The organism is Acinetobacter sp. YH12251 (assembly GCF_013417465.1).
GTDB lineage: Bacteria > Pseudomonadota > Gammaproteobacteria > Pseudomonadales > Moraxellaceae > Acinetobacter > Acinetobacter amyesii.
Genome location: NZ_VPDZ01000018.1, coordinates 20,647 through 43,305, shown reverse-complemented (window position 1 = coordinate 43,305; position 22,659 = coordinate 20,647). Strand labels below are relative to the sequence as shown.

The following is a 22,659-nucleotide window of genomic DNA, read 5'->3' as shown; positions in this document are numbered from 1 at the left end:
ATTCAAAATATAGTCTTATTTAGTTATAACACTGCTGCTTTAAAAAATGTCGTTTTCAGTTATCAAATAATCGACTGAGTCAATTGGCATAAAAAAACCCAGTCTAGATACACTGGGTTCATTCATAGTATTAGCCGTTGTAGTTAAGTTAACATAGTTACAGTACTTCAAACTCAATACGACGGTTTTTCTTACGACCTTCAGGCGTAGCATTGTCTGCTACAGGCTTATTTGATCCCATCCCTTCAGTACTTAAATTCGCCGCCGCAATATTTTTTGAAATCAGGTAGTTTTTAACCGCATTAGCACGATCTTGGCTTAAACTTAAGTTTTTCTCAGGATTGCCCGAACTGTCTGTGTGACCAATAATTCGTACTTTTTTCCCACCGACGCGGTTCAGTGCGACAACCATTTCATCTAAGATCTGTACCCCAGATGGCGCTAAAATCGCGCTTCCAGATTCAAACTCAATAATACGATTACGTAAAGCTGCATCAATAATGGCCTGTTCAGCCTGATTGACAGAAAGCTGTGCATTGAAACGAAAAGGTGCTGTGACCAAAGACTGAAACTTGGTGGTCGTGGGTTGGATATCATCTTGATTTGACATCTTTCCACTTAAATCGACTTGCGTTCCGCGTACAGAGAGTTTCCCCTGTTTTACTTTCTTTAAGTCATCATTAATCATCTGGCTTACGCTATTGCCCCAACCATTGGGTGCAGTAACCGCTCGAACCTGAATTTTATCAACCACATTTGCCTGACCATAAGTCAAATAGGCTTTATTTAATATTTCTTGCTTGGTTGCTTCATTCGGTACAGCGCCTTCAATCACAATAGGCTCTGCCCAGAGCAAAGCCGAACAGCCTAAAATGCACACACTCGCAAGAAATTTGGGCAACATTGGTAAGATTCTTTGCATCATTATTCTTCTATAAAAGTCTGTCTAAAAAGTTTAATGCCATGAATAAGGCTGATCTGACGCTCACTCAAAGACTGTTCCAAAACGGCTAAGCCTGCATTTTGTTCAAGATAAGGATCAATCCAACTGGCATCGATCAGGGAAACCCAATGATCACTTTGCATATTTTGGGTAAAAACATCACTGAGTGCAGTAATATCAGCACCTTGAAAACCAAATAGTAAAACAGGTGAATCACTGTGTAGGATGCCAATGAGTAACTCAGCATCTTGGTTTTCGACAAAACGACTAATTAAATTGACCCAAAAAGCCGCGATTTCATAGCAGTAACTAATATTATTAATTGGTAAAATCAACACTTTATTCAACCGAGACGTGCCCTGATGAATAATCGGTTGTAGCAGCAAACCGAGACCAATCATGCTTTGCGCCAACTGATAAGGCGTAAAATTCAATAAACGTGCAAATGAATGCAACGTATGGTGCTCATAAAAAGAAGAGGTTTCTTCTGTCCCGAACACTTGGATTTCGTTATTCAATTTACCTAATTTATCGAGCAAAATATCGGGATCGCGAATAGAACGCATCACTCGGTTACGCTGATATAAGTCAATTAAGGTTTGTTTATAACGATAAGGTGCATACAAAATATTATCGAAAGGATCATCGATTTCTAGCAGATGAGCGAGCACCATTGGAAATTGACGCTTTGAACTGTCTTCACTACTAATCAAATTGGCAACCAAAAAACGCTTATCTTTTGGACTGGCAATAAAGAAATCTAATGAAGGCAGTGAGTTATACGCTGCATTAAAATTGTCTGAACGCATAGCGAACTCAAGCGCCTCCGTGATCCACTGATCGATTAACTGAATCAGTGAATATTGTTCACGGCTCTTTAAGAAGTCACCACGAGCTGGACATTTTCCATAATACAGCGGTGTCGTTCTCACTTCATACATCGTCACACTCCTTGTTCTTTTGCACGAATGCCACCGCTCTCATTTTTAAATTCATCATCATGGTGTTGCTGTTCCTTGTACAACACTCATCGGTGAAGTCGCTGGCGCTACAGGCGCTTGTCCTGCAGGCATCGTTTGCGCTGCGACGACACGAACACCTTTATTCGTCACCACTTGATCAACAAGAGTCATACCTGAATAGCCTGAACCTGTAGTTGGGCCAGATGCGTTACCACTAATTAAACGGAAATTCACTTTAACAAACACTTTTGGATTTTGTTTGCTACGCCACACCATTTCAAATGAATTACCATTTTGTGTACGCTGAGCGCCTTCAACCAATCGGTTAATACCATATTCACCCGGCTCATCAAAAATCGTATGCGTTTGACCTTCCAAGTCAATCGCGGTAATACGTGCACCCGGAATTGCCCCTTTATTTGGCCAAACAAAGTTCACCCATTGCTGAACACCGTTTTCATACACCATACGCTGACCATCAATATCAATGGTATATGAAAGCAACTGTGTATTTTCTAATGGGAAGAACTGGAAGTTCGATTGATTGGTTGCCGCAGGTGCTGCTTGACTCAATTCCCCTGTAGCAACGCCATTACTTGGCGCAACATAGCGTTGGAAATTCGCTACGAATTGTGGATTTAAACCAATGCCCAAATCTTTCCATGTTTTCGTGGTTAAGGTATAGCCACGACGAATCACCAATGGATCCAAATATTCTTTTACAAAACGAGCGATACTTCCGTTTTCACCAAAAATTTGGCTAATTTCATTACTGTTCGCTTGTAAAGTTGCATTGCTATTAAATGGATATTTAGGCGCAAGATTAGTTGTAAATGGTTGATACGCCTGCATTGCCCACAACTTATTAATTTCGTTTTGAGCTGGGATCAAAAGAACCTCAAATGACTGGGTCACTGGCTGCATAAAGAGTTTTTGAATCAACTGCTGATCTAATTCATTCAGACCGACAGACATTTTTTCATCCACAAATTTTTGCGTGCTATTAAAGACAGAGCTTTGATCATTGATGGTTTGTTTCACCAATGTCATGCTTGCAGGCCCCATGTCACCGCCACTCTTCAAATCATTGAACTTACTACGTACTTGACTCAAAGACAGCATGTATTCATCTAAAATAGATTTGTTTTGCTGATCATCACGCTTACGAACTAGTTGATAGAACACATCAAATTCTTTTGCAATAACACCTTGACCGGCTTTAGAAGCAACTTGCTGTGCCTGCTGCGCATCATCACGGCTGAGGACTTTACGTTTAAACCACGCAATAAAACCTTTCTGAGGCGCAGCCAGTTCTGCTTGAACAATTGGATTATCCCAACTGGTTTCTTTCGCAATACGGTCCACCACTTTACGAATTGGCGAATTCTCAGGTTCACCTAAAATATCGATAAAACGTGACTGCTGAGCGACATCTGCACCTTTTCCATAATGCACAGCATTTAAAAATTTACGCCATTCAGCGATATATTCCTGCTTATAAAGTTCGGTTAGCTGTTTACTGATCTGATCTGGACTACCACTAAACGTCAGGTCATCAGAACGATTGGTATTGAGTACCCAATCTTGAGTATCCGTCGGATTATTCGCAGCTTGGTTAATCGCATCTTTTACATAATCATTCCAAGCTTGGTAAGTAAAGATACCCGGCAAGGCGTAACTACCCAACATGCTGTTTTGGCCTGTTTCACCTAATATTTGCTTCACTGTCACCGCAGGGAAACGTACCGAACCACGCATTTTAATTTCATTATAAACGCGGTCACGTGCAGGAATACCCATGGTAACAGCCGTCAATAATTGACGTGTTTGATCTACCAATAAAGGATCAGATTCCATTTGCGGAAACGCAGGATCAGCAGCTAAAGTCATCGCATAAGATAAAACTTGTTCGGCTTTTTGAATCATTTCCCCACGTGGCATTTGACCACGATTTGAATCTAACCACGAACGCCAGAAACGAGTAACCTGGTCACTCAAATGGCTCGATTCCATATATTTATGATTGCTCATCATCAAATACGCCTTCAGTGCATTATATGCATCCTGAGGGTTAGTATCCGATGGTTCTAAATAGGGCTGATTTGATTTCACCGCTTGAGTAATTTGCACATTGACGTGATTTTCTTTCAACGTCGCTTCATTGGCTTTGACACGTTGTAAGTACTGCGCCATATTTTGCTGAGATGGTGCTAATACAATTTGTTGAATACCTCGTAAATACTCAACTTTGAGTTTTTCACGAATTTTATTCCCTTGGTATAAACCAAAGCTATATTTCAAAGGACGATCTTCATCAAAGTGATCGAGCTGCTGTAAATGCCCTTGTAATATCAGCAATGCATCTAATTGAGTCGAAAGCTCACTTCCGCTACGGCTTTCCATTTGCACAACTTTGTCTAAGTCAGCTTGAACTTCCGCCACGAGTTGTTGGTTATTACGATACGACCAAACCCATAACCCAAGCACCACAGCAACCAATAACAATGCAGCAATAAATGCCATAAAGCGCTGACGTTTACGTGCAGGATTGATATGTTGTTTAACTAGATTTTTATCTTTTAAAATGACGGTTGAAAAGAGTCCTTTTAAGAAATAACCATGGTCTTGCGAAACAGAATTCGTAGGAATGCCAAACTCACTATCCGTACTTTTCACCAAATGAAAGTCTTCAGCGATTTGCTCCGTCATTGGACTTTCAATCACACCTTCTTGCAACGCACTGGTGAAATAGAACCCACGGAATACCGGTTTAAACTGATAAGGGTTGTCTTGAAACAACGTACCAATAAAAGTTTTGAGCACTGGCTTTAAACTTTTAAACTCAAGTGGAAATGTCATTACACTTGGAGAAATATTTTGCGAATGACGACGACTCAAGTGCGTAGTACTGACGCTCTTCAAACCATCGTATAAAATTGAATAATGCTTTTCGAACATCTCAACGGCATGCTCAGATGAGTCTGGATCATAAGGTAGTGTTGCACCCCAAACTTGATCAAATTCATCCTTATCATAACAATCAAAAAATTCAGTAAAGCCGGCAATCAAATCCATTTTTGAAAAAACGATATAGACTGGTGCAAAAATTTCTAAACGTTCCGTCAAATCCTGTATACGTGCGCGTAAGTTTTTGGCTAATTTGATTGATTTTTCAGGACTTTGACTAACAAGCTCCGCCACAGAAACAATCACGATTAAACCGTTAATTGGTGCTTTAGAACGGTTTTTCTTTAGAATATTTAAAAAGCCTAACCATTCTGAATGGTCTTCAGCATAAACTGAATATCGACCTGCGGTATCGAGTAACACACCATCTGTAGAGAAAAACCAATCGCAGTTACGAGTACCACTTAGACCTGCCGACACCATTTTCTGATGAGTTTCTTCAAATGGAAATCTAAGACCAGAATTATAAATCGCTGAACTTTTACCCGCTGCTGGGTTACCAATCACCATGTACCAAGGTAATTCATATAGCGCTGCATTACCCTTTTTGTCGCCGAGTTTTGATTTACGGATAAGTTGAATCGAGTCTTTCATTTGCTGATTGATCAGCGCAAGTTCTTCTTTATTCTTTTGTTTGCCGTATTCAGCTTCATTATCTTTGGCAATCGCCTCAGCCAGCTCTTCGCCTTGCTGTTTATGACGATAATGCTGCACTAATTCATAAATACCCCACAGAATTAATCCGAGAATATAAACAGCAACCACAATGTAAAAAGTCTTTTGTGGAATCGAATTATGCATAGCCACAATGGCCACAAAAAATGACAAAGCCACCATCGCTTTAGGATTGGTGACGTACTGCCAAACATAACCGAGGATCGTATAAAATAGTGTGTTCACAATGTTCTCAATTTCGTCTTAATTCTAATTAAACAGTTTCTTGTTCAAGTTCATCTTCTACTGAAAATGCTTGAATAAAAGCAAATGTCGATTCTTGGTCTGTGCTATAAATCATGGCAGTTAACTCTTCTGGCAAGTGCATACCCAACATGAATCCAAAAATTTTTGCCAATTGCTGGGTATTTCCAAGATTCTGTTTTGTATATAAAAAATGATAGGTTTCAATCGCGGTTTCATTAAATTTATGCTGTAATTTTTTCACCACTTTCATATCAGTTGCATCATCTAACATCAATAAAAAGGGTTGTTCTTGATCATACTGATCTAAATTATTCAGTGCTTTAAGCTCTAAATTACGTTTCAACTCAGGCTCATGTGCCACCACTTGTAGCACTTTATTTGGAGTTAAACCTCGAACTTGAACGTCTGAAGCAGCCAAACACCAACTCGATGCAAACTCTGCAGCAATGTATTTTTCTTGTAACCACATCTTTTCATCAATCCATTCTTGGTCGATTTCAGAGTCGGCATTTAGAATCAAACTGACTTCAAACTTTTGTTTTGAAATCATCTCTAAAATGCTTAACCATTCTGAATAAGCGACTTGAGTGCCGATAAAATGTGGCTCGATATGAATTTGTTCGGGAATGATCGAAAATCCGTCAGATAGATACTGCTGAATAATTTGAGCATAATCATCATTCCATTGATGAATCAAATTATCAGCAAGCAAAATATGGACATTTAAACGATTTAAACGTGAAACTTGCTGTGCATTGTTCGCCAAATGTTCTGGATGTTCATCTTGCGTATAATCTGGATCCACCCAACCCGGATGCATACGGTACTGATATGCCAATTCACTATCATAAAAGAGTGCTGATTGCTTCAGATGCTCAGCAATTAAAAATAGACTTTCAACGTGTTGCTCTAGTTGTTGCTGAATAAGTGACTGGATTCGTTTTTCACGCATGGTGATGGCACTATATTCATCCTCTGCTTCTTCATTAGTGAGTTCATCTAAACCTTTGATTCGAAATGAAAGAACAGGCAAACCGTATGCATTGAATAATTTATCATCGAGTTCAGGACTTTTGAATTGTTGAATATCTTGGATAATTTGTTCGTTTTCACCAAAACTATGCCAAGCCGCTGATGAATAAACATTTAAACGAAATTGCTGTACATCAATAGGCTTCGGTTTTGCTTGTTCAATGGCCTCAAGTTGTTGTTGCTCAGCTTGTTCTTCTGCACGTTTTTCAGCTTCAAGTTTTTTTTCTTTTTGATGTTGAATGCCCTTGTAAAGCAAATAAGGCGACAAAATAATTGCACATAAAGCTAAAGGAAGAAGTAAAAAGTATATGACTAAATCGAAAGCCGTCGGGTCATAGCCTGTATCTCGCCAGTAAAAAATCACGAAAGCAGTACACAAAACAAAAAGCGTACTAAAGGTTCCAATTATTAATTTCAGCATTATTATGCATTCCCCATTAAGGCATAACAGGTTTCTGTATTATCGACCTGTTTATTCGGCTGTAAAAATGCTCCCTGAGCTAAACCAATTCCGCTCAAAGAATTTAAACACACCGGTTTTATTTCTTCTTTTTGTAAAATTAAGCGCACATCCACCATTAATGTTGGACTACACCAAGTTTGAATCATTTGTTTTAATTTTAGGCTGCGTGCCTGATTCGGTAAAAATGTTAAATAATCTTCATGATTTAAAGGTCCAATCACGATTTCAATTTTTTCGTCAATCTGTTGAATCTTCTCACCACAAAAAGTATTCAGCCCCAATAAGCTCGGCTGAGATCCACCTAAACATGTTCTCTGATCTTCTTCAAATACAAAAGTTTCAGGGATAAATTCTCGAATATCAAATTTCTGCTTAAAGATACAATTCAGCATGGTTTTTAATGCATAAGCTGTATTGTTTTGCCCCTGCATTAAACCTGAGAATTCAGCAAAATAATCATCTAAATCTGGCTGATCATGCTGGCTACTGATATAACCATTTAATGCATGTAAAATATCAAGATAGTGATTATCCTGCTCGATTTCATAACGAATAGGTAAATGATAATTTAAACTGGCATCAACATAATGTGCTGTTAATTTATGATTAAACAGCCCTAAAAACTTTTGTGTTTCGTGTCGCTGATGTCGCCCGCTGAGCTTAATCTTATTGGTATAGCTATAAGGTAATGCACCTTGAATACCCGTTAAACCCACCATTAAATTTGTCAGTTCAACTTTCTCATCGTTGAACTCTAAACTTTCAATTTCAGTGTTCGGGAAGTTCAGATTAAGTGAACTATTAAACTCAAAGTTATTTGCCCAATGGACTTGAGCCGCTCCATAAGGTGCATGTCTTAACAAACGAGTAGCTTGAACAAACTCGTAGGCTTTCGGTTCTTGGAAAAGTCCGTCAATTACAGAGCTTTCTTGCCACCAACGTTCTGCACGCATTGGTATAACTCCTGTTGACTATTTGCATCAAAAACCGAGACATCGACAAAGCTGTTCATATTGACTTTTAAATTAAAGATATGGGCTAGCAATTGACTAAATATATACAGGCTATGCCCTCTAAATATATCCGCATCGATATCGAGCTGTACTTTTAAACCTCTGACAAATAATGGAAACGGTTTACTATCTACAAGTTTCTGTGTGGTAGAAAACTGAATATTTTTTATGGAGTCGATAATAATTTGGTTTTCTTTCGATTTAGGTAAATTATACAATTCCAAAAGTTCTTTAATATGAGAGACCGTATCGCCTTTCATTAAAGACATATTATTCAAAGATAAATGTGAAATGACCCGCCACTGTTCTTGTTTATTTTGCTCAAAATAATACGGTAACGACGGTCGTTTGAGCATCAGGGCACGACGGGCCAAATTACTATCATTCAGAGTTAATGCATTTTGATCTTTATTATAACTTTCGTAAGGTAACTCACGATTACTACATAGTAGTTCAGTACTAATAAAATCGGACTGAGTGCTATGTGGGTCTAAAGCACGAGATATGATTGAATAGTTTAATTCCTGATGTTTATTCTTCATCTGCTGCGGATTTAAACTATAAAAAAACTGCACTTTATCCTGATGATAATGACTCATTGCAAAAAAAGGCAGTACCGGATAATACACTTCATCTTGGTTACTTTTTTCACGCACCATATTCATTTTTAAAATGCTATAGGCTTGAAAATATTCAGGATGGTGTGCATCTGTCACCAATGGATATTCCATTCGCTTATGATTAATCTTTTGCGGCTCTGCTTGTTTATTGAAAAGATTAACAATTGGTGTAGCAAACAATTTAAAATTTGCCGCATTTAATTCAGAATAATTTCGAATCGCTGCTTGATCATTTAAATTGAGTTTAAAGTGCATTTGAACATCAAATTCACTATGTTCTAAACTTAAAAACTTAATGAAATCTAGATTTAGATTTAAAAAATTGAATTTTTCAGGAACACAAAAATATTCCATCAGTAAACGATATGCATGATGTGTATGTTGATCGATAGGTAGAACACTTTGAACTTCATCAAAGCCCATAATTTCAAATGGATTGGCAATATCAAAAATGTGCTGCCCCACACGAATCGAAAAACTTGTAGTCGATTTAAAAATACTATCTAAAACCTGCAAAGGAAAATTAGAAATAGCGTCTAAAAATATCGGCAAAGTTTCATTTTTGAGTAAAGCGTGCTTATTCGAAAAAATTTCAAATCCTAAGCTCAATGTAGCATTTTGATTTAAATGCATATGTGCCGATGGATGAGTTTTGAAATTGAGCTGTTTTAATTGAATCGGTAATAATGTAACTTCTTGTACCGTCTGATATTCACATTGAACACCGCGCGTACTTTTGGCTTTTAGACTGGTCGCCTTTGGAATAACGTGTCGATCTGTTAATTGCTTAATTTTATTTATATCTTCGAAGCTCACCACAGAACATGCAGGAAATGGTTTTAAATATTGAGGAAACATCACCTCAAAAATTGAACGGGTAAAAACGTCATAACTATCTGCAAGTTTTTTATCAATCCGTGCAGAAATTAGAGAAAATGCTTGAATTAAACGCTCAATATGCGGGTCATCTATTTGTTCTTGGTTTAAAGACAAACGCTGGGCGATTTTGGGGTATTTACTGGCAAACTCACGGGACTGTTGTCCAAATTCCTGTAGTTGTTTTTCGTAATACGGTAACAGCTCTTCAATCACAGATAACCCACTTCATTAAGCTCTTGGAGAAATAACATATTGTTGTGTTGTTGGTTTTAATAAGGCATCAAAGATAACTGGTTCGTATAAAGGATGAATATTTAAATATGCCTGAATACTTAAACATAGTGCCCCCATATTATGGCCATCCATGAGCATTTCGACTCGAATCTGTTTTAAACGCGGTTCATGTGCAGCAATCGATTGCTCAATTGACTGGCAAATTTTGTCGCGATCCGATGGATTTGCTGTCGATAAGCCCACAAAATCGATAATACCAAATTGCAAAATAGACTTTTTTGCTAATGGAAAGTCATCAATCAGTTCATCTAACTTTGCCACCCGACTATTGAGGAGATCCTCTAAATCCGAAGCAACAGATTCACGAAGTTCTTGCAAAGACAGACCTTGAGTCTGCTGAGCATCTGCTGGTAATAAGCGGTCAAATAATGTCGTTCTAAAACCGTAAGGATAAAGCTGATCGAGATTCATATCTTCTTATAAATATTAAAAAAAATGAAAATAGAGGCTACCCAAGTAAGCCTCTATCTGAATCCATCTATTACGCTGCGTATGAAGCAGTGTTGTTAGATAATGACCACTTCTTAGTAACAGCACCTTTCGCAGTACCGTTAATATCTTGTTGGTTATATGTCCACTCTACTGCAGCATATTTCAAACCAAATGATTCGTGTGGAACACCTTCATCATTTACAGTTGGTGTCACGCTAGAAACCAACACATGTTTCAGTTTGATTTGAAGATATTTAATGCGTTTGTCGCCATTCGCACGGTAAAAATCAATTTGAACTTCATCAAATGTATAACCTGCTGAACATGCTTCCCAAAGTTTAGGGCTTGTCGCATCTAAATCTTTAACAAAAACCATGTCAGAATGTTCTACACGTTCTGCGGTGTGACCACCCACACTTGAAGAAGTCGCAGATTTAGGTTGACGGATGTTATGCGTCCAAGAGTTAACTTCTAACCAACTCTTGTGCTCTGCATCACGAGATTCGCCGTCTACTTTGTACTTACCACGAAATTGAATGTATATATCTTTCATTGTTCTGAATACCTATTTATTTAAAGTTATTATAGTGTTGACCCAAAATTAATTTGAGGACTGAGGTAACTCAGTCACAAGTCGTAATGAAACAGACAACTCATCCAACTGGAAATGTGGTCTTAAGAAAACCACAGATTTGTAGTGACCAGGCAAAGCTGGATTTTCTACAACTTTTACAGAAGCTTCACGCAATGGATACTGAGCTTTAGCTTCTTGAGATGCACCATCATCGAGTAATACATATTGCGATAACCATTCATTTAAGAAGGTCTCAACATTACCCGCTGATGCAAAACTACCCACTTTGTCACGCATCATTGCTTTTAAATAATGTGCAATACGTGAAACTGCCATGATGTATTGGATCTGGCTAGACAATGCAGAGTTGGCATTTGCTGTATCGCTGTCATATTTTTTAGGTTTTTGCGTCGATTGCGCACCGAAAAATGCTGCATAATCCGTATTTTTGCAGTGTACCAATGGAATAAAACCAAGGTCACTCAGTTCTTTTTCACGACGGTCAGTAATGGCAATTTCAGTTGGGCATTTAAAGACCACTTCGCCATCATTGGTTTTGAACGTATGGACAGGCAAGCCTTCAACTAAACCACCACCTTCTACACCACGAATCGCAGCACACCAACCATGCATATCAAATGCATTGGTTAAACGCGTACCAAAGGCATAAGCCGCGTTCATCCATAAATATTCATTATGGTTTTCACCCGAAACTTCTTCAACGAAGTTAAAGCCTTCAGTGGCAATACCTTCTTTTGGATCATATGGCAAACGACCCAATACACGTGGCATGGTCAATGCAACATAACGTGCATCATCACTTTCACGGAATGAACGCCATTGTACATATTCAGCGGTTTCAAAGATTTTAGATACATCACGCGGACGATCAATATCAGTAAAAGACTCTAGTCCCAACATATTCGGGCTAGCAGCCGAAATAAACGGTGCGTGTGCAGCCGCCGCGACATGTGAAATTTGCTCAAGCAAATACATATCAGAAGGTGTACGGTCAAACTCAAAATCACCAATCAGTGTTGCATAAGGTGCACCACCGAATGATCCATATTCTTCTTCATAGATTTTTTTGAACAATGTGCTTTGGTCAAAATCGGTCGCACCTTGGAAATCTTTAATCAGCTCTTTTTTCGTCGTATTTAACATACGAATTTTTGTTAAAGAGTTTGAAGGTGTTTCTTGGCAGAAATAATACAAACCACGCCATGTCGATTCAATTTTTTGAAATTCAGCATGGTGCATGATTTTACTTAACTGAGATGAAATCAACGCATCAATTTCAGCAATACGCTTATCAATTGATAAAGTCATATTGTCCGAAACGGTGATGGTACCTGCCATGACTTCTTTGGCAAGTTCACCGATCAGACTTTTTGCACGATCATGTTCTTGATCTGTACGCGCAATACGACTTTGTTCAACAATTGAATCTAAAAGCGAATATTCTTCAGTTGCTTCAAGGTTTGCAGCAGTTGCAGTATTAAAATTACTCATTTTCTGCCTCCACACTCAACTTACGAATTTGATCAGTGTTATGTAACACTTCATCCAGTAAATCTTCTAAGCGTTCATTATTTGAAATTTTATTACGCAAGTCAGACAGACGCTCACGCGCGGCAACTAACTTTTGTAATGGATCAACCTGTTGTACAACTTGCTCTGGAGTGAAATCGGCCATGCTCTTAAATGTAAGATCTACCGACATTTTTCCACCGTCTTCAGTCAAGGTATTCTCAACTTGAAAATTAGCACGTGGCGCTAAAGACTCCATTACCTCATCAATATTATCTAAATCAACATTAATGAATTTCTTGTCTTTTAATTTAGTTTTCTCTACTTCAGATGCCGCAGAGAAATCACCTAACACCCCAACAACGAATGGTAACTCTTTAATTTCTTTACCGTCGCCAACTTCAACATCGTAAGTCAATTGAACACGAGGAGGACGAATTCGTTGAAGTTTTTTCTGTACACTTTCACGTTTTGCCATGAGTGCTTTTCCTTGTTATTTATTCTTCAATGTATCGAAAGGTGAACCACCAGTAGCAGGTTTTTTCGCTGTAGTCTGCGGTTTTGCTGTCGTGGTGGTTTTCTTTTTACTTGCTGCTGTAGTCGTTTGTTTAGGCTTGGTAGACGCTGTATTGGTTCGTTTTTTAGTAGGTATCGTCTGTTTAGATTTCACATTGCTCGAAGATTCAGTACTTTTTTCACGAACATCTGCTGCAGTAGACGTAGATTTATCAATCGTCGGCTGAATATAACGAATATTATCCGACAACACTTTGGCAGGAGAATAGGTCTGTTCATCTAGAGTACGATTTTCATTACTGCGCATATGATTTAGCGCATTATAAGAAATAGCGATACCTGCTAAAAAAGTGACATCAGTAAGTTCAGGCGACTGATAGTTCTTTTCTCGCAGCAGATTGACCGCTTGCAATGCTTTTAAATTGTAACCATTAGCTTGATATTTTTTGGCAATATCTACAAAAATTTCATTTTTTAAGTTCTCATTTTTCTTATTTTTTTTGTCACATAACTGATTATAAAAACCAATAATCTCTGGATCTGTATCACCTACTGCCAGTGGATAATCCTTTAAACAGGATTTTTTCACAGATGCCGCTTTATCTTTTGCAAAAACGGTTTGTGTTAAACTAGCTGCTAAAATTATAGGTAATAAAACACTAAATTTATTCAAAATTGCCTCTGTATTTCTACGTGCTAAAACTTAATTTATGTGGATATGTGGAGAAATCACCACTTATTTTCCCGTGGGTTTTCTCTTCATTTATCAAAATTAAAAATATGCTGCAGATTTAACAAAAAATAAGCACATAGAGTCAATACAAAAATGTGCCAAATACTCCAAAGTTTGTCGACGATTTGTTTTTTTTTGTTTCATTTTATAAAAAAATCTTTTTCCTTTTTTTATTTAGTCTGTATTATATCGCCTAAAGCAAGACACTAAAAATATATAAGGTGTTGATTTTAAAGTTTTTATTTTTATAGCAAGAAAAAAGAGATCACAGTCAAACTTGTAAAATTTCGTACTGTGGATTCTAAATTTGATGAGTTATTTATGAATAATTTAAAAGTTTTAATTACTAAACTTTCACCTCACGCCCGCATTTCACTCGAAAAGTCAGCCAATACATGTATTTCACAGCAAAATTATGAAATCGAAATTGAACATTTTTTACTCGAATTATTAACCTATAACAATAAAAATGACCTTCAAATACTCTTAGAAAAATACAAAGTTTCTGCAGACGGTTTGGCAGATGACCTCAAAGAAAGTATCGCTCAACTTCCAAAAGGAAATATGCGCACCCCGATTTTTGCCCAATCCATTGTGCGCTTACTTGAACAAGCTTGGTTATTAGCTTCTGCTGAACAAAATCCACAAATTCGTAGTGGTCATTTACTTGTTGCGCTCCTTACCGCGCCAGATTTATACCAAATTGCAGCAAGAGCTTCTTCCCTGTTCGATTTATTACCTATCGATACGATTAAACATAAATTTTTAGATCTTTGCCTAAAGAGCATTGAAAATGAAGATTTAGCAACTGCATCACCAGATGAAAAATCAGCAGCACAAACGAATGCAACAACGCCAGTTAAAACACCTGCTCTAGACCAATACACCATTAATCTAACTGAAAAAGCTAAAAATGGCGGCATAGATCCTGTGATTGGTCGTGAGTTTGAAATCCGCTTAATGCTCGATATTTTGATGCGTCGTCGTCAAAACAATCCGATTTTAACGGGTGAGCCTGGTGTTGGTAAAACGGCCGTTGTTGAAGGTCTTGCATTAAAAATTGCAACCAACCAAGTTCCAGATGCTTTAAAAAATGTCAGCATTCATACTTTAGATATGGGCTTACTACAAGCGGGTGCCAGTGTTAAAGGTGAATTCGAAAATCGCTTAAAACAAGTCATTCATGAAGTTCAAGCCTCTGCACATCCAATCATTTTATTTATTGATGAAGCACACACGTTGATTGGTGCGGGTGGTCAAGCAGGTCAAAATGATGCTGCAAACCTATTAAAACCTGCACTAGCGCGTGGTGAGTTAAGAACCATTGCCGCAACCACTTGGGCTGAATATAAGCAGTATTTTGAAAAAGATGCCGCATTGAGCCGACGCTTCCAAGTAATTCAGGTTGAAGAACCGACTGAAGAAGTCGCAATCGATATGCTGCGTGCCATGATTCCAGTGATGGCAAAACATTTCAATTTACAAATTGACGATGAAGCTATCGTTACTGCAGTCCATGCATCACACCGTTATATCACTGGCCGTCAATTACCTGATAAAGCGATAAGTGTCTTAGATACGGCTTCTGCACGTGTAGCTTTAACGCAAAATGCACAACCTGTAAAATTGGATCAACTTCAAGCTCAATTACATAATTTGAAGCTTGAATTGGTGATTCTTGAAAATGAACATAAGAATATTCCTATTCACCACGAACGCATTGAAAATGTAAAAACACAAATATCCGTGCTTGAACAAGAGATTCAGTCGACTGAAACACAGTGGAAAAAAGAACTCGAAATCGTTCAACAGATTAAAACGCTTGAACAAGAGTCCGAGCAAAAACCAGAAAATATTGAAATTTTAAGCAATATTCGTAACCAATTGGCAACGTTACAAGGTCAAACGCCGCTGGTTTTTGAACGTGTGAATGCACAAATTATTAATGAAATCATTTCAGACTGGACCGGTATCCCAGTTGGAAAAATGGTGAATGATGAAATTCAGCAAATTTTGAAGCTTGAAACACAGTTAGAACAACGTGTGATGGGTCAAGATTATGCATTGCATCAACTGGTACAAGGCATTAAAACCTCTAAGGCAAAATTGGAAGATCCAAATAAACCTCAAGGCGTTTTCATGCTGGTTGGCCCAAGTGGTGTGGGTAAAACCGAAACAGCACTTGCGTTAGCAAACGAGTTATATGGTGGTGAGTCACATTTAATCACCATTAACATGTCTGAGTATCAAGAAGCACATACCGTGTCGTCTTTAAAAGGTGCTCCTCCGGGCTATGTCGGTTATGGCCAAGGCGGCGTACTGACAGAAGCAGTTCGCCGAAATCCATATAGTGTGGTTTTGCTCGATGAGATTGAAAAAGCACACAGCGATGTTCAAGAGCTATTCTACCAAGTATTCGATAAAGGTACTTTGGAAGATGGCGAAGGTCGTGTAATTGATTTTAAAAATACCACGATCTTATTGACTTCAAATGCCGGCTCTAGTGCCATTATGCAGGCTTGTTTAAATCAGCCAGTAGAAGAATGGCCGTCAGCAGAAGAACTTTTAGATGTATTAAAACCAGCATTGTATAAACAATTTAAGCCGGCATTTTTAGGTCGTATGCGTATTGTGCCGTATTTCCCTTTACACGATGATCTGCTCGTACGCATTATTCAGCATAAATTAGGTAAAATCACCGCGCGTATTGAAAAACAATATGGTACGCAAACACGTTATACCGACGATTTAGTCGAATTATTATTAAGTCGCTGTACTGAGGTCGATAGTGGTGCGCGTAATGTCGACAACATTTTAAATGCGACGGTCTTACCTGCTTTAGCCACTGAATTGTTGATGGCGATGAGTGAACAAAAGATACCATCAGTCATTGAAATCGATGTCAAAGACGATGAAATTATTTATGTTTTAGATCCTAAAAGTAAACCTGCGAAAAAACGCAGCAGCAAAAAGACTAAAACCTTAGAAGCATAAGTTAGGAACGATGTAGAATATGAGTTTAGAGCTCGACGCTTTATTGCAACCGATTACGGATGATTTACCTTGTGGTAGTGATTTTTCATTTTCAAATGATTTTCATGCAATTAAAAAAGCTAAAACACAAGATGACCCGCTCTTGGATCAAGGCGACTGGATCGCAGAACCAAAACAGGCAGATTGGGGCTTTGTGCACCAAAAATCGTCAGATCTACTTCGCGAACATACAAAAGATATTCGCTTATATGGTTGGTTGCTTGAAGCGTGGACTCACATTCATGGTTTTGAAGGGATTGCCAAAGGGATTGAACTTACACAAAAAAGTTTGCAAGACTTTTGGCTACAACTTCATCCTGAAATTGAAGATGATGACCTTGATCAACGTCTAGGTTTATTACAAGGGATAATTAATCAAATTCCAACATTAATTAAATCAGTTTCAATCGTTCATGGCGCGGCAGCTTATTCCCTATCCGACTATGATCGACTACTTCATGTTCAAAACCAAAGACGTAAATCCAACCATGAAGATGATGATCAAGAAGAGTCTTTTAATGGTATGGAACAGTTTGAACATGCCTTGTTCAATACGTCAAAATCAATTCAATACCAGTATTACCAACAGTTTTTAGATATTTTAAACCATTGGGAAAACTTAAAAACGACTCTTGATGATTTGATGGGTTTAGATGCGCCAAGCTTTGCAGGCATTGACTCTCAAATCGAAATGATTCACTTGAGCTTAAAAAAAATCTATAAAGCAGATGCTTTTATCAATTCATCGAGCACTGAACAGGTTCAATCAAATTCTCCAATTGAAAGCCAGACACTTTCCACTGTAACTTCCGTGCAGAATGATATGCAAATAATACAACAACAGCATACACAGCAATTTAAACCTCAAGTGCAAAATCATCTTGAAAACCGTGAGCAAGCTATGAAAGTCTTGCAAGATATTGCGGACTATTTTCAAGTGAATGAGCCGCATAGCCCTGTCAGTTATATGCTGCAAAAAACCATTAAATGGTCACAAATGCCACTGCATGAATGGTTAACTCATGTGATTAAGGATGAAAACCCTCTTGAAGCTGTACAAGAAATGTTAGGTGTTCAGCAACAAAGCAATGAATCGAATAGCGACTGGTAAAAACAATGTTTAAAGCAGAAAAAATTTTATGGGGCGAAGGATTATTTTTACGCCCACAACACTTTCAATTACAAGATGCTTATCATGAACAGCGTTTAAACCATACGGTTCGTGCAACGATACCGTTCGCTTATGGTATTCAAAGTTTAATTTTTGATGAATCACAACTCAGTACCAATACTTTGGCTTTGAATAAAGTTGAAATGATTTGGCAAGATGGCGAGATTTATCAAGCACCTGCACAAGATTTATTACCTGAGCCTGTACTACTCGACTCATTAAATTTACGCGGTGAAATGCAAATTTATTTAGCATTACCAATCGTTCAACCGAATAAACGAAACGTCAATTTTGATGAAAATACCCAATCGAGTCGCTATTATTCACATTTAACTGAAACTCATGATTTGTTTACAGATGCGACGGCTGCGGAAATTACTTTATTACGCCGCCGTGCAGAGTTCAAAATCTTTGAATTAGGCCAAGAACCACAGCACAATCTCGATGGTTTTCTTTATATGCCAATAGGCCGCATCAAACGCCAAAGCTCTGGTAATTTTGTTTTAGATTATCAATTTATCCCACCAATATTACATATTAGTTCGTGTGATTCGCTGATTACTGGGCTTAAACGAACGCTCAATATTATCAAAGCTAAAATTAAAACCATTCAATCGAATAATCGTGAAAATGAACAAAAGTTAATTGAATTCCGTTCAGGCGATATTGTGTCGTTTTGGTTGGTTAATGCGCTAAATACTGCGCATGCAACATTAAACCATTTATTGCAATATCCACTGATTCATCCTGAACGTTTATATTTTGAATTATTACGTCTGACAGGTTCGTTACTGACCTTCTCGACAGCTTACGAAGTAGATCAACTCCCACAGTATCAACATCATAATTTGCAAGAAAGTTTTGCTCAAATAGATGTGATTTTACGTGAGTTGCTCGATACGATTATTTCAAATCGATATATCAGTATTAACTTGAAAGAAACCCGTCAATCCTACTGGGTGGGCAGCCTTGAAAGTGACAAAATTACTCGCGATTCTCGCCTGTATTTAGCTGTTTCAAGTAGTGTGATGCCTACACATGACATTATTTCTTATGTACCGCTGCGCTTTAAAGTCGGCAATACTGTCGATGTTGAACAGCGAGTCATGGCGGCATTACCGGCTGTGCCATTGCAACATATGATGCAAGTGCCAACAGCAATTCCGGTACGTTCAGGTGTGAGTTATTTTGAAGTTGAGCCAAATAATGATTTGTATCAACGTATGCTTGATTCTGAATCCATCTGCGTTTACATACCAGCTGGCTTCCAAGATATCTCGATTGAACTTATTGCTGTGATGAATGGTTAAGGAGCAATCATGAATATTTCAAATAATGCCCCTTCACTTTTTGACGATGGTCAAATTGGATTAGGCTCTTCAAAACCAAGTTCTGAACCTAAAATCAACAGTTCAACCAATTTAGTTGATCTACTGCATGATGGTTTTTACATCGTATTTTTACTCAAAAATCAATATGTTCCATCCAGCCCTGAAAGTTTCAGGACAAAAATTATGGATCTATTAAACCGATTTGAAAGCCAAGCCCGTAAGCTTCAATTCAGCAATGAAGATATCACGGACGCAAAATATGCCTATTGCGCTTTATTAGATGAAACCATTGTCACCCAACAAGATGCACGTTTTTTTGATTTACAAAACAATTGGATGATGAATCCACTGCAATTAAGTCTTTTTGGTTCACAGCTAGCAGGTTATCGTTTTTTTGAAAATTTAGAGCAAATTCGTTCTAAGAATAAAGATCGCTTAGCAGCACTTGAAGTTTATCATTACTGCATGCTCCTTGGTTTTCATGGTAAATACCGACTTGAATCGATTGAAATGCTCAATTCACTCGTTGCACGTGTCGGTGATGAAATTGATTATATGAAAGGTAAAAAGGCGTTTTCGCCTTTCGCGGCACTGCCGGATCAAATTAAAAATATTATTCACCGTGAATTACCATTTTTTTGGATCATTATCTTTTGGGCATTGTTTGCTGTATTAGCATTTGGTGGACTGAAATATATGTTATCCAGCCAAAATAATCAGGCGTTATCACAATATCAAAATGTCATAACTGCACCATCGGAACAGGCTTATATCACCATTCATTTACCATAAGACTTAGACACCATGGCAAACGAAAAATCGAATAACGTTAGAATTTTACAGTCGACTCAAAAGAATAATTTACCGCCTTTAGCTCATGCTGCGATTGGCTTTCTTGTTGGTGCTGCGGTCATTATTGTTGTTGGCCTGGGATATTTTTATCTAAGTTCTGACGATCAGCCTGCAAATACAGAAATGACTACTTCTGCCCCAACTGAAGATAAAGCTGAAACTGAGGCAACCACTGCACCCCGTCAAAGTGAAAATGAGCAATCTTCAGCTGAAAAAGCACTGCAAAGCGTTCATGCTATGGACGAAAAAGATCAGGATAATGGTTTATATTCGAATGATTTAGCTACTGCTTTCAATCATGGCAATACGGCTAAAGTGACTCAGCCTGTTCAAGCTGTAGCGAATAACCGTTCGCCTTTTGAAATTACCCAACCGCAGCGCCCTGTTGTAGCTGCTACAACAACCGTTAAGCAACATATTCCAACTACATTAGTAAAACCAAAAGCTGCGCCAACAACAGCTAAGGTGACCAAACCTACAGAGCTTTCTACGAAAGCAGCAAAAGAAGAAGAGCACTTTGAAGAACCGATGGGTGGAACGCAAATTTCTGAAACTAAACGTCCGAAAGTGGTTGCTGCAACAAACACTGCTAATGCGACTGTGAGCGCTACAGTTTCCCCATGATCATCTTTTTGGTTAGTTGTTTCTTTGTCTTAGCACTGGTGACAGTGCTTTGTTTTTCTTATGAACTCAGAGTTAAAGTTCAGGATTTTTTCTTTCAAATCATTCCACAAAGTAAAAAAAGAATTCAGCACGCCAAAAATTTTGCTTATGAACTGAACTATGCAGCAGCACCACAACAAATTCAATCACACTGGCATTTACAACAATGGTGGATTTTATTTGCAGGCTTCTTACTGTTTGCCAGTATTTTATTATTTGCTTTTACTCGCCCGATTACTGCAAGTAAAGTGGAAGCTGATTATTTGCGTAAAGTCGACCCACAAATTTACGCCATGCTTGATGGACAGGTTTTAGATGCGCCTCCTGAGGTTGAAGAATATCTTGTTCAAGAAGCGATCGCTGAAGAAGCAGCAATGATTGAGCAGCCATCTGTTATGGCTTCTAGCTTTAACCCAGAAGTTCAAGATATCCATACGCACACATACTCAACAGATGTACCTTCAGCAGACCGTAAATGGCATAAAATGAACCCTCGTTATAAGCAGCGCTTATTAATGGTGTTTAAAATCATGCGTGAACAACATGGCTATGAAATGGTTTTACTCGAAGGTTATCGTAGTCCAGAACGTCAAAATAATTTAGCCACCAATAAAAATACCACTCGTGCCCGTGGCTTCCAAAGTTATCATCAGTTTGGTTTAGCAGCTGATGTTGCATTTAAACGCAATGGCAAAGTGGTCATTACTGAACGAGACCCTTGGGCTATGCGTGGTTATCAACTTTATGGTCAAGCCGCTGAGTCTGTTGGTTTAACATGGGGCGGACGCTGGAAATCTATTCAAGATTATGGTCATACAGAATATCGTATGCCAGGCCTGAAAAAAACTGCAGAGATGGCCGCACTACTGACCTCAGAAGGTCAGCTTCAAGCCAATAACATTTCGATTGAGTAATATTTCGATGTTTTGCCTTCAAAATATAATTGAAGGCACACCGTATTAATTTAAATAATTTTGTATTTGCTCTAAAACGTCAGTTGTTTTTTCTGCATGTAACCAATGGCCTGCACCTTCTATTTCTACAATTTTCGCATGTGGAAATTGGTGTTCTATCGCCTTAGTATGTTCCGTGTTTGAAATATAAGGTGACTCTCCACCTTTGATGAACAATACAGGCTGTTGCCAAGTATTTCCGATATTTTCCCAACCAATAATCTGGTCATACTGTTTATACAACGCATCTACATTAAACAACCATTGTCCTTTACTAAACGATTTGAGTAGAAACTGTATAACCATATCCGAATGAATATACTCACGCATAATTTCAACCGCTTGCTGTCTAGATTGAATTTGTGCATTTTGTACAGCGATCAAAGCTTTAAATATTTCATCATGATGACGTTCTTGATATGCAAAGGGTGCGATATCCAATACAACAAGTTGCTCTACCCGCTCTGAGATTAAAGCCAATTGCATTGCGACCTTGCCTCCCATGGAATGGCCAATCACTGAAAACTTATCAATGCCAATTAAATCTAATGTCTCAAGTACATCGTTTGCCATCTCACGATAATTCATTTCTGTACTTTGAGGTGATTTACCATGATTTCGTAAATCAAGCTGAATGACAGAATGTGAATTTTGAAAAGCTCTGGCAAGCATCCCTAAGTTACTGAGGCTGCCAAATAAACCGTGAATAAAGACTAGCGGGTGCGTTTCGCCTTCTAATTTTTGATGATATTCGTAATTAAGGATCATTTTTGAATA

The 22,659-nt window shown here is 38.1% G+C and carries 18 protein-coding genes; 6 read left to right on the top strand and 12 right to left on the bottom strand.

Going from position 1 to position 22,659, the window contains the following annotated elements:
• Positions 1–157 precede the first annotated feature (157 nt).
• The 11 genes from FTV27_RS14965 to FTV27_RS14915 all read right to left on the bottom strand — a co-directional run bounded on the left by FTV27_RS14965 (position 158) and on the right by FTV27_RS14915 (position 13,735).
• Positions 158–904, bottom strand: coding sequence for an OmpA family protein (locus FTV27_RS14965; RefSeq protein ID WP_257230032.1), 747 nt, complete (start codon positions 902–904; stop codon positions 158–160).
• 20 nt (positions 905–924) lie between these two features.
• Complete coding sequence (gene tagF, locus FTV27_RS14960) at positions 925–1,884, bottom strand: type VI secretion system-associated protein TagF (RefSeq protein ID WP_078190765.1); 960 nt, start codon at positions 1,882–1,884, stop codon at positions 925–927.
• 57 nt (positions 1,885–1,941) lie between these two features.
• Positions 1,942–5,772 (bottom strand): type VI secretion system membrane subunit TssM, encoded by a 3,831-nt coding sequence (gene tssM, locus FTV27_RS14955; RefSeq protein WP_180079165.1) that lies wholly within the window; start codon positions 5,770–5,772, stop codon positions 1,942–1,944.
• Between the two features lie 28 nt (positions 5,773–5,800).
• Positions 5,801–7,246 carry a hypothetical protein gene (locus FTV27_RS14950; protein WP_180079164.1) on the bottom strand — a complete coding sequence of 482 codons (1,446 nt, stop codon included), beginning with the start codon at positions 7,244–7,246 and terminating at the stop codon, positions 5,801–5,803.
• Between the two features lie 2 nt (positions 7,247–7,248).
• Positions 7,249–8,241, bottom strand: a complete 993-nt coding sequence (tssG, locus tag FTV27_RS14945; RefSeq protein WP_180079163.1) for a type VI secretion system baseplate subunit TssG — start codon at positions 8,239–8,241, stop codon at positions 7,249–7,251.
• Positions 8,205–10,013 carry a type VI secretion system baseplate subunit TssF gene (gene tssF, locus FTV27_RS14940; RefSeq protein WP_180064162.1) on the bottom strand — a complete coding sequence of 603 codons (1,809 nt, stop codon included), beginning with the start codon at positions 10,011–10,013 and terminating at the stop codon, positions 8,205–8,207. The genes tssG and tssF overlap by 37 nt, the downstream gene beginning before the upstream one ends.
• A 15-nt stretch (positions 10,014–10,028) precedes the next feature.
• Positions 10,029–10,505 (bottom strand): type VI secretion system baseplate subunit TssE, encoded by a 477-nt coding sequence (gene tssE / locus FTV27_RS14935; protein ID WP_078190770.1) that lies wholly within the window; start codon positions 10,503–10,505, stop codon positions 10,029–10,031.
• Between the two features lie 70 nt (positions 10,506–10,575).
• A complete protein-coding gene (locus tag FTV27_RS14930; protein WP_078190771.1) occupies positions 10,576–11,079 on the bottom strand; it encodes a type VI secretion system tube protein Hcp in 504 nt (167 codons plus the stop codon).
• 48 nt (positions 11,080–11,127) lie between these two features.
• Positions 11,128–12,612 (bottom strand): type VI secretion system contractile sheath large subunit, encoded by a 1,485-nt coding sequence (tssC, locus tag FTV27_RS14925; RefSeq protein ID WP_168379480.1) that lies wholly within the window; start codon positions 12,610–12,612, stop codon positions 11,128–11,130.
• Entirely contained in the window at positions 12,605–13,108 is a 504-nt protein-coding gene (gene tssB, locus FTV27_RS14920; RefSeq protein ID WP_078193364.1) for a type VI secretion system contractile sheath small subunit, read from the bottom strand. Before tssB ends, tssC begins: the two co-directional genes overlap by 8 nt.
• Positions 13,109–13,123: 15 nt before the next feature.
• Positions 13,124–13,735 carry a hypothetical protein gene (locus FTV27_RS14915; RefSeq protein ID WP_180079162.1) on the bottom strand — a complete coding sequence of 204 codons (612 nt, stop codon included), beginning with the start codon at positions 13,733–13,735 and terminating at the stop codon, positions 13,124–13,126.
• A gap of 465 nt (positions 13,736–14,200) precedes the next feature.
• Here FTV27_RS14915 and tssH point away from each other — a divergent pair, with 465 nt between their 5' ends.
• Genes tssH through FTV27_RS14885 form a run of 6 tightly spaced genes read left to right on the top strand, consistent with a single transcriptional unit; the run spans position 14,201 to position 21,843 of the window.
• Positions 14,201–16,873 (top strand): type VI secretion system ATPase TssH, encoded by a 2,673-nt coding sequence (gene tssH / locus FTV27_RS14910; RefSeq protein ID WP_180079161.1) that lies wholly within the window; start codon positions 14,201–14,203, stop codon positions 16,871–16,873.
• 19 nt (positions 16,874–16,892) lie between these two features.
• Positions 16,893–18,023 carry a type VI secretion system protein TssA gene (gene tssA, locus FTV27_RS14905; protein WP_180079160.1) on the top strand — a complete coding sequence of 377 codons (1,131 nt, stop codon included), beginning with the start codon at positions 16,893–16,895 and terminating at the stop codon, positions 18,021–18,023.
• A gap of 5 nt (positions 18,024–18,028) precedes the next feature.
• Positions 18,029–19,393: a type VI secretion system baseplate subunit TssK gene (gene tssK / locus FTV27_RS14900; protein WP_180079159.1), complete on the top strand. Its 1,365-nt coding sequence runs from the start codon at positions 18,029–18,031 to the stop codon at positions 19,391–19,393.
• A gap of 9 nt (positions 19,394–19,402) precedes the next feature.
• A complete protein-coding gene (gene icmH, locus FTV27_RS14895) occupies positions 19,403–20,206 on the top strand; it encodes a type IVB secretion system protein IcmH/DotU (protein WP_180079158.1) in 804 nt (267 codons plus the stop codon).
• A gap of 12 nt (positions 20,207–20,218) precedes the next feature.
• On the top strand, positions 20,219–20,890 hold the full coding sequence (locus FTV27_RS14890; protein WP_180079157.1) for a hypothetical protein: 672 nt from the start codon (positions 20,219–20,221) through the stop codon (positions 20,888–20,890).
• Positions 20,887–21,843: a M15 family metallopeptidase gene (locus FTV27_RS14885; RefSeq protein WP_180035248.1), complete on the top strand. Its 957-nt coding sequence runs from the start codon at positions 20,887–20,889 to the stop codon at positions 21,841–21,843. The genes FTV27_RS14890 and FTV27_RS14885 overlap by 4 nt, the downstream gene beginning before the upstream one ends.
• A gap of 45 nt (positions 21,844–21,888) precedes the next feature.
• On the opposite strand, the gene FTV27_RS14880 is transcribed toward FTV27_RS14885, so the two are convergent.
• Positions 21,889–22,650, bottom strand: coding sequence for an alpha/beta fold hydrolase (locus FTV27_RS14880; protein ID WP_180079156.1), 762 nt, complete (start codon positions 22,648–22,650; stop codon positions 21,889–21,891).
• Positions 22,651–22,659: the final 9 nt, after the last annotated feature.

Bases quoted from the DNA above. Each gene is read 5' to 3' on its own strand.
- FTV27_RS14880 (WP_180079156.1), bottom strand. From the start codon at position 22,650: ATGATCCTTAATTACGAATATCATCAAAAATTAGAAGGCGAAACGCAC.
- tssE (WP_078190770.1), bottom strand. From the start codon at position 10,505: ATGAATCTCGATCAGCTTTATCCTTACGGTTTTAGAACGACATTATTT.
- FTV27_RS14930 (WP_078190771.1), bottom strand. From the start codon at position 11,079: ATGAAAGATATATACATTCAATTTCGTGGTAAGTACAAAGTAGACGGC.
- FTV27_RS14965 (WP_257230032.1), bottom strand. From the start codon at position 904: ATGTTGCCCAAATTTCTTGCGAGTGTGTGCATTTTAGGCTGTTCGGCT.
- FTV27_RS14890 (WP_180079157.1), top strand. From the start codon at position 20,219: ATGGCAAACGAAAAATCGAATAACGTTAGAATTTTACAGTCGACTCAA.
- tssB (WP_078193364.1), bottom strand. From the start codon at position 13,108: ATGGCAAAACGTGAAAGTGTACAGAAAAAACTTCAACGAATTCGTCCT.
- tagF (WP_078190765.1), bottom strand. From the start codon at position 1,884: ATGTATGAAGTGAGAACGACACCGCTGTATTATGGAAAATGTCCAGCT.
- FTV27_RS14885 (WP_180035248.1), top strand. From the start codon at position 20,887: ATGATCATCTTTTTGGTTAGTTGTTTCTTTGTCTTAGCACTGGTGACA.
- tssG (WP_180079163.1), bottom strand. From the start codon at position 8,241: ATGCGTGCAGAACGTTGGTGGCAAGAAAGCTCTGTAATTGACGGACTT.
- tssH (WP_180079161.1), top strand. From the start codon at position 14,201: ATGAATAATTTAAAAGTTTTAATTACTAAACTTTCACCTCACGCCCGC.
- tssC (WP_168379480.1), bottom strand. From the start codon at position 12,612: ATGAGTAATTTTAATACTGCAACTGCTGCAAACCTTGAAGCAACTGAA.
- icmH (WP_180079158.1), top strand. From the start codon at position 19,403: ATGAATATTTCAAATAATGCCCCTTCACTTTTTGACGATGGTCAAATT.
- tssA (WP_180079160.1), top strand. From the start codon at position 16,893: ATGAGTTTAGAGCTCGACGCTTTATTGCAACCGATTACGGATGATTTA.
- tssK (WP_180079159.1), top strand. From the start codon at position 18,029: ATGTTTAAAGCAGAAAAAATTTTATGGGGCGAAGGATTATTTTTACGC.
- FTV27_RS14950 (WP_180079164.1), bottom strand. From the start codon at position 7,246: ATGCTGAAATTAATAATTGGAACCTTTAGTACGCTTTTTGTTTTGTGT.